The organism is Pseudomonas sp. TWR3-1-1, assembly GCF_049896545.1.
Taxonomy (GTDB): domain Bacteria; phylum Pseudomonadota; class Gammaproteobacteria; order Pseudomonadales; family Pseudomonadaceae; genus Aquipseudomonas; species Aquipseudomonas weihenstephanensis.
Genome location: NZ_JAFCUO010000033.1, coordinates 1 through 2,091 on the forward strand (window position 1 = coordinate 1; position 2,091 = coordinate 2,091).

A 2,091-nucleotide genomic window follows, 5' to 3' on the forward strand; every position below is an offset into this window, starting at 1 on the left:
CACTTCACTTGGGCGGACCGACCGCGGTGGTCGCCTATCTCATCTCGAACGTCAAGAACCTGATACTGTTCGACGCGGCCGATGGTTGCCTGTCAGGAAGGCTGCAACCGGCCAGAAGCAGCCTTTCGAAGGTGTCTACAAAACCTAGGGCTATTCAATTATTAATTATAGAAAATTCACAGGAAGGCTCAGCACGTCCGCGCTATGATGAGTTCAATGAAAACGATAATGCTCGTGTCTGGTCGATTAACACCCAAAGCTCTTTCTGTGGGCCTGATAGCTTTCATCTTTTTGATCTGTGTCACGCTAGCCTCCGCAATTGCTTGGCAGTTAAAGCAATCGGCGAACGAACGATTGATGAATGCCAGAATTGCTGTCAGCAACATTGTTCGGGCTTCCGGGCAGCAGGCTGAAGATACCTTACGTCAGGCTGAAAGCATTCTAAGCAATCTTGCAGAGCGTGTTGAAAATGACAAACTTGATGCGGAACAGAGAACTCGTTTATTCAAAGTAATGGCTAGCAATGTCGAGGCAACCGACGGAATTCAAGGATTGTTCATTTACAACAGTAATGGCGATTGGGTAGTCAATTCGTTTTCCTCTGAGACGGTCGCAAAGAATAATAGCGATCGCTCTTATTTTATCTACCATAAGAACCACCCTGACACTGCAATCCATATAGGCCAAGTAATTTTGAGCCGCACCACCGGCGAAATGATCATCCCTGTCAGCCGCCGCACCCAATACCCAGATGGCAGCTTCAGCGGCGTGGTTTTAGCGACGTTGCCTGTCGCATATTTTCAACATTTCTTTGAGCGTTTAGACGTAGACAAGCAAGGGGTGATACTACTCGCACTGAATAACGGCGATTTGCTGGCCCGCCGACCAATGATTGACACGCTGATGACTACTAATATCGCAAAGGGAGAACTGTTTAGTCGATATTTAATAAACAGCGATGACGGAACAGCAAGCCTGACGTCTATGGTGGATGGGGTAGAACGAGTCTATGCCTACAGCCGAATACCGGGCCTCCCGATCGTCGCTGCAGCAGGATTGTCATTAGACTCAGTTTTTGATACATGGTGGACGTACGTCTATCAAGCATCGATTATGGTGGTGCTTATAATTATTGTGCTAACCAGTCTGGGATTTCTCTTTTACAGACAAATTCAACGTTTGTTGGTGGCAGAAGCGGAACTGCGTCTTGCGCAACACGATTTAGAGCATATTGCTAAAACAGACAGCCTTACGGGGCTGCCTAACCGTAGGTGTTTCGACGCCAAACTAGCACAAGAGTGGTCGAGAACATTCCGCACTGAAAGTAGCGTAGCGCTCATACTTATCGATATAGATTGGTTCAAGCAATACAACGACTATTATGGCCATGTTCTCGGCGACGAATGTTTAAAGCAAATCGCACAGTTAATAGGAAAAAACATAAATCGCCCAGCCGACCTAGCTGCCCGGTATGGTGGGGAGGAGTTTGTAATTCTGCTTCCAGAGACCAACTTGGCAGGAGCAGTAAATATCGCTGAGGAAGTTCGGTCGGCAATAGAAGCTGCAGACATCGAACACAGGGGCAGTTCGGTTGGAATTGTGACCATCAGCGCAGGTGTCGCTTCAAACCACCAGAATGGCGTAATTGAGCCGGCTGATTTGCTGGAGAAGGCCGACAGTCTTCTGTATAGCGCAAAAAAAATGGGGCGCAACCGAGTTGAGCATCAGTCGCGGGAAGATCTCAAAACATAAAGCATCGCGGCAACATATATACTCCTCGAAGATCTTTTTAGATCAATAGCACGGAGTTCCTCAGATCATCGGCGTGCTACTTATTGAAAAGCCCCGGACTTCCTTGACGCTCCCGACGCACAGTTTCTTGCCGTTAGATGCCTTACTCGGAAGGCAGCAATGAGTCGAAATGAGTCTTTGGTGATTGACAGCTAATGGCCGAAAGCAGCCTGTCATGAAGGGCTGCTTCCGGCCATAAGCAGCCTCTCGAAGGTATCCACAAAACCTAGGGCTATTCAGACGGTCCATCCGGATGACCGAATGAATAGCAAATTGACTGTCAAGAAGATTTCTAGATCT

Annotated in this window: 2 protein-coding genes; both read left to right on the top strand. The window is 47.9% G+C overall.

Going from position 1 to position 2,091, the window contains the following annotated elements; genetic code table 11:
* Positions 1-413, top strand: a 413-nt coding sequence (locus ACP7A4_RS22955; RefSeq protein ID WP_426248492.1) for a hypothetical protein, incomplete at its 5' end; no start/stop codon positions are given.
* Positions 358-1,752, top strand: coding sequence for a sensor domain-containing diguanylate cyclase (locus ACP7A4_RS22960; RefSeq protein WP_426248493.1), 1,395 nt, complete (start codon positions 358-360; stop codon positions 1,750-1,752). The genes ACP7A4_RS22955 and ACP7A4_RS22960, both read left to right, overlap by 56 nt.
* The last annotated feature ends 339 nt before the right edge of the window (positions 1,753-2,091 follow it).

What these genes read in the sequence shown, in the direction of transcription:
- ACP7A4_RS22960 (WP_426248493.1), top strand. Translation starts at nt 358, where the DNA reads ATGAATGCCAGAATTGCTGTCAGCAACATTGTTCGGGCTTCCGGGCAG.